Origin of the sequence: Amycolatopsis sp. NPDC059027, from assembly GCF_042739735.1 — a bacterium.
Classification (GTDB): Bacteria; Actinomycetota; Actinomycetes; order Mycobacteriales; family Pseudonocardiaceae; genus Amycolatopsis.
Genome location: NZ_JBHYIK010000152.1, coordinates 1 through 5223 on the forward strand (window position 1 = coordinate 1; position 5223 = coordinate 5223).

5 protein-coding genes are annotated in these 5223 nt (G+C 70.8%); 3 read left to right on the top strand and 2 right to left on the bottom strand.

Going from position 1 to position 5223, the window contains the following annotated elements; genetic code table 11:
- Positions 1-177: 177 nt before the first annotated feature.
- The gene (gene map / locus ACFWY9_RS44635; protein ID WP_378330128.1) at positions 178-981 is read left to right on the top strand and encodes a type I methionyl aminopeptidase; all 804 of its coding nucleotides are present in this window, start codon (positions 178-180) and stop codon (positions 979-981) included.
- Positions 982-990: 9 nt separating this feature from the next.
- Here the strand turns inward: map and ACFWY9_RS44640 are convergent, their stop codons facing one another.
- A complete protein-coding gene (locus ACFWY9_RS44640) occupies positions 991-2124 on the bottom strand; it encodes an FAD-dependent oxidoreductase (RefSeq protein WP_378330129.1) in 1134 nt (377 codons plus the stop codon).
- Positions 2125-2220: 96 nt separating this feature from the next.
- Positions 2221-2688 (bottom strand): Lrp/AsnC family transcriptional regulator, encoded by a 468-nt coding sequence (locus ACFWY9_RS44645; RefSeq protein WP_378330178.1) that lies wholly within the window; start codon positions 2686-2688, stop codon positions 2221-2223.
- A gap of 111 nt (positions 2689-2799) precedes the next feature.
- Here ACFWY9_RS44645 and ACFWY9_RS44650 point away from each other — a divergent pair, with 111 nt between their 5' ends.
- Both ACFWY9_RS44650 and ACFWY9_RS44655 read left to right on the top strand, forming a co-directional pair.
- Positions 2800-3825: a Glu/Leu/Phe/Val dehydrogenase dimerization domain-containing protein gene (locus ACFWY9_RS44650; protein ID WP_378330130.1), complete on the top strand. Its 1026-nt coding sequence runs from the start codon at positions 2800-2802 to the stop codon at positions 3823-3825.
- Between the two features lie 37 nt (positions 3826-3862).
- Positions 3863-5223 (top strand): FAD-binding oxidoreductase (locus ACFWY9_RS44655; RefSeq protein ID WP_378341745.1); only part of this gene is annotated, 1361 nt, incomplete at its 3' end.

The following is a 5223-nucleotide window of genomic DNA, read 5'->3' on the forward strand; positions in this document are numbered from 1 at the left end:
CCCCAAAACCAAAAACAATATAGTACCCGTGCCATCGAATTGTTTAAAACCCCCCCCCCGTGGGGCCCGTTCAACGTCCCCAACGGAGCGTTCGCGACAGGGACTCGAGTGGTATTACTATACCGGTGAGTGCTAACGTGCCGGTATAACTATACCGATAGCTGATGCGAGGTACTCGTGATCGAACTGAAGACGCCCGCGGAGATCGAACGCATGCACGTGGCCGGGCGGTTCGTCGCCGAGGTGCTCACCGAGGTCGGACGGCTCGCGGACGTGGGCGTCAACCTCATGGACCTGGAGCACCACGCGCGCGGCATGATCAAGCGGCGCGGGGCGGAGTCGTGCTACTGGGATTACGAACCGTCGTTCGGCAAGGGCCCGTTCCGCAACGTCATCTGCCTGTCCGTCAACGACGCCGTCCTGCACGGCCTGCCCCACGACTACACCCTGCGTGACGGGGACGTGCTCACCGCGGATCTCGCGGTCAGCATCGACGGCTGGTCGGCCGATTCGGCGCGTACGGTCGTCGTAGGCACCGCCGCCGAGGAGGATCTGCGGATCGTCCGGGCCACCGAGGAGGCGCTGGAGGCGGCGATCGAGGTGGCGCGTCCCGGCAACCGCCTCGGCGACATCTCGGCGGCGATCTGGGCGGTGGCCCGCGACTACGGCTATCCGGTCAACACCGAGTTCGGCGGCCACGGTATCGGCCGCACCATGCACGAGGACCTCCACATTCCCAACAAGGGCAAGGCCGGCCGCGGCCTGAAGCTCCGGCCGGGGCTGACGCTGGCGCTCGAACCCTGGCTCGCCCGCACGACCGACCGGATCGTCTTCGACGACGACGGCTGGACCATCCGGTCGGCCGACGGCTCGCGCACGGCCCACTCCGAGCACACCGTCGCCATCACCGAAGACGCCCCCTTGGTGCTCACCCGGCGTGAATCGGAGATCCCCGCGCGTCCGTCCACAAAGGATGCCTAGCGAGCCGGATCACGGTGTCCGCGGATCGGCCCCGAGGAACAGCTCGATCAGCTCCTGGGGCGGGTTGTCGCCGAAGAGGTGCTCGATGAATTCGGCACCGTCGGCAGGCGTGGCATTGCGGGTGAACATCGCCTCCTCGAACTCGGCGAGGGCGGCTTCCGTGTTGCCGGGACGCGCGGCGAGGGCGTTGCCGAGTTCGGCGCCGTCGAGCATCGCGTTGTTGGCGCCTTCGCCATCCGGGGCCGCGAGGTGGGCGGCATCGCCGATGAGGGTCACTCCCGGGCGCCGGTCCCAGCGGTGCCCGATCGGCAGGCCGAAGATCGGGCGCAGGACGGGCGGGGTGTCGCTGTCGGTGATCAGCGCGGTGAGTTCCGGTGCCCAGTCGTCGAACTCGCGCGCGATCCGGGCGGTGGCCGCGGCGGCATCCTCGAAATCGATGGTGGCGAACCAGTCCTGTGGCTTGGTGAGGATCACGTACGTGTGCAGGGTTGCGTCACGTTCTCGTTGGGCATTGATCGACCTGTCCCGCGCGGTCGCGATCAGCGACCCACCACCGACCGCTTCCGCCGCGGCCGGGTGGCGCTCGTCGGCGTCGTAGAGCCAGGTCTCGACGAAGGACTCGCCGGTGTATTCGGGCACGGCGCCGGACAGCAGTGGCCGGGTGCGGGACCAAGCGCCGTCGGCGCCGACCAGCAGGCTGGTGACGAGGGTGGTGCCGTCGGCGAAGGTCACCTCGTGGCGGCTCTCGCCGAGGCCGCGGATACCGCTGACCTTGTGGCCCCATCGGACGGTGCCGGGCGGCAGCGAGTCGAGCAGCATCTGGCGCAGCTCGCCGCGCTGGACCTCGGGGCGGCCACCGCCGCCGTCGTCCGCCTTCTCGAAGAGAACGTTGCCGGTCTTGTCGAGAATCCGCGTCGCCTGGCGGCCTTCCAGAGCCAGGCCGTGGAACTCGGCCATGAGGCCGGCCGCCTCGACGGCGATCTGGCCGTTGTAGTCGTGGATGTCGAGCATGCCGCCCTGGGCTCGGGCCGCCGGGGAGGGGTCGGCCTCGTAGACGGTCGCGGGGATGCCGTGGACGTGCAGCACACGGGCGAGGGTCAGGCCGGCGAGGCCGGCGCCGATGATCGTGACGGGAATGGACATGACCGCAGCCTGACGCCGGCCGCTGGCACGGCGCGCACGCCCGGCTGGCACGGATCTGACGACCGTCGCACAGTCCTTCTCAGCCTGTCGCGGCTCCTAGCCGAGCCGATCCGGCAGTGCTTCCAAGGTCGTCTTGCGGATGTGCCGGAAGATGATGGACGTCCGGAAGCCGACGATCTCCTTGCGGATCGCCAGCCGGTCGACGAGGAAGGCGTGCAGCTGGTCGATGTCCTGCGCGGCGACCTGGATGAGGAAGTCGTCGCTGCCCGCGAGCACGAACATCGACATCACCTCGGGCAGTTCGGCGATCGAGCGCTGGAAGGCGTCGATGACGGCCCGGCTGAGCGGCCGCACCTGCGCCGCCACCATCGCCTGCACGCCGCGGTTCAGGCTCGGCAGGTCGATGTCGGCGTGGTAGCCGCGGATGACGCCGCGCTCGCGCAGCAGCCGGGTCCGCTCCAGACAGGTCGACGGCGCGATGCCGATCTTGCGGGCGATGTCACGATTGGACTGCCGCGCGTCCTCCTGCAGCAGGCGCACGATCGCCGAATCAAGTTCGTCCAGCATGGCCGGTCTCCCTCCGCTGCCGAATATCGTTCGGCGAGAACGCTCCGAGTTCGACGATCACTCTAACTTCACGGCCAGACATCGTTCATCATGCAGAGGAGAACCGCGATGGCCGTATCGGACTGGGAGCAGCTGATCACCCGGCGGGGCCGCCGCTCGGGGGTGACCACGATGGTCGCGGTGCACTCCAGCGCACGCTGCCCGGCCGTGGGCGGGTGCCGCCTCAAGGCCTACGCCTCGCTCGATGACGCCGTCGCCGACGTGCTGCGGCTGTCCAGGGCGATGACCGTGAAATGCGCCGTGGCCGGACTGCCTTTCGGCGGTGCGAAGAGCGTCATCGCACTGGACGAGGGCGCGACCCTGACCCCGGCCCAGCGCCGTGACGTCCTGCTCGACCACGCCGAACTCATCGCCTCTTTCGACGGCGGCTACCGCGCGGGTCCGGATGTCGGCACCGGACCGGAAGACATGCTGGTGCTGCGCGAAATCACGCCGTACGCGTTCTGTGTGCCCGAAACCCACGGCGGCACCGGATCCTCCAGCGGTCCGACCGCGAACGGCGTACTCGCGGCGCTGCGGGCGGGAGCGGCGGCGGTGTTCGGGATGTCCGCGATGGCGGGACGGCGCGTGATGGTGAGTGGCTACGGCTCGGTGGGTGCGCTGATCGCGCGAGGGCTCGTCGAGGCCGGAGCCGACGTCACGGTGTCCGACGTCGACGAGGCGAAACGCGCCGAGGCCGAGCGGAGTGGGCTGCGGTGGGCGGATCCGGACAAAGCGCTCACACTGAGCGCCGATGTCGTCGTCCCGGCCGCCGTCGGCGGGGTGCTGGACCCCGGCACCGCGGCGCGGATCGACGCCCCGCTCGTCGTCGGCCCCGCGAACAACCAGCTCACCGACGACACTGTCGCCGACGTGCTCGCCGCGCGGGGCGTGCTGTGGGTGCCGGACTTCGTCGCGAGCGCGGGCGGGGTCGTCTACACCCTCTCGCGGGAGGCCGAAGGGCTCGGCCACGACGCGGCGCTGGGGCGGGTCGAGGCGATCGGGGACACCGTAGCGGGTTTGCTCGCCGCCGCGCGCGTCAACGGCACGACCCCGCTGGCCGAAGCCCACGCACTGGCCGCACAACGCGGGTGAGCGTGCGGGAGCGCGGCGCGTTGTCTTGAATGGCATGGTGGAGATCCTCACCGACGCCGCCACTCTCGCGCTGTACACGACGGACGCGTCCAACTACCGCCACGTCCCGCTCGGTGTGGTGCTGCCGAGGTCGGTGGACGAGGTCGTCGCCGCCGTCGCGGCCTGCCGCGAGCGCGGGCTGCCGGTGATCGCGCGGGGCGGCGGCACCAGCGTCGCAGGCAACTCGTGCGGCCCCGGCGTCGTGATCGACACCTCGCGCTACGTGCGGGGCGTGACGGAGCTGGACCCCGCCGCCCGGCTGGCGCGGGTCGCACCGGGGACCGTGCTCGACGACCTGCAGGCCCTCGCGGCACAGCACGGCCTGCGGTTCGGCCCCGATCCGTCCACGCACAGCCGGTGCACGCTCGGCGGCATGATCGGCAACAACGCCTGTGGTTCGCATTCGGTCGCCTGGGGCCGCACCGCCGACGTCGTGCGCGAGCTGGACGTCCTGCTCTACGACGGAACCCGGCTCACGGTCGGCCCGACCGCACCGTCCGAAGTGGACGAACGAGCGGCGCGGCCCGGCACCGAGGGACGGGTCTATCGGGAACTACGGACGCTGGTGGCGGAGAACCTGGGGCTGCTGCGCACGGAACTGTCGACGTGGCCGCGCCGGGTGTCCGGCTACGGGCTCGAACATCTCTTGCCGGAGAACGGTTTCGACCTCGCGAAGGCGCTCGTCGGCAGCGAAGGCACGTGCGTCACCGTCCTCGGCGCCACGGTCGCGCTCGCGGAACTGCCGAAACATCGCGTCCTGGCGGTGCTCGGCTTCCCGTCCGACATCGCCGCGGCGGACGCGGTCCCGTCGATCCTGCCGTGGTCCCCGCTGACCGTCGAAGGCGTGGACGCCCAGCTCGTCGCGCTGCTGGAGCCGGGGCGGGCCGGCGGCCTGCCACCGGGGGAGGCCTGGCTGTTCGTCGAAATGGCCGGGGACGAGCCGGGTCTCGCGAGTGAGCGCGCGCGGTCGCTCGCGAACGAACTCGGTGGGGTGCTGACCGGATCCACCGTGCTCACCGACCCGGCGGCGCAGCGGCGGCTGTGGCGGATCCGCGAGGAGGGCGCGGGCCTCGCGACGCGGCTCGCCGACGGTGCGGAGGCGTGGCCGGGCTGGGAGGACGCGGCGGTGCCGCCGGACCGCCTCGGCTCGTACCTGCGCGGGTTCAAGGAACTCATGCGCGCGCACGGCAGGCAGAGCGTCGTCTACGGCCACTACGGCGAGGGCTGCCTGCACCTGCGGCTCGACTTCGACCTGCTGTCGAAGCCCGGCGTCGCGGGGTTCCGGAAGTTCCTCGAAGAGGCCGCCGACCTCGTCGCCGCGCACGGCGGATCGCTGTCCGGCGAACACGGCGACGGGCA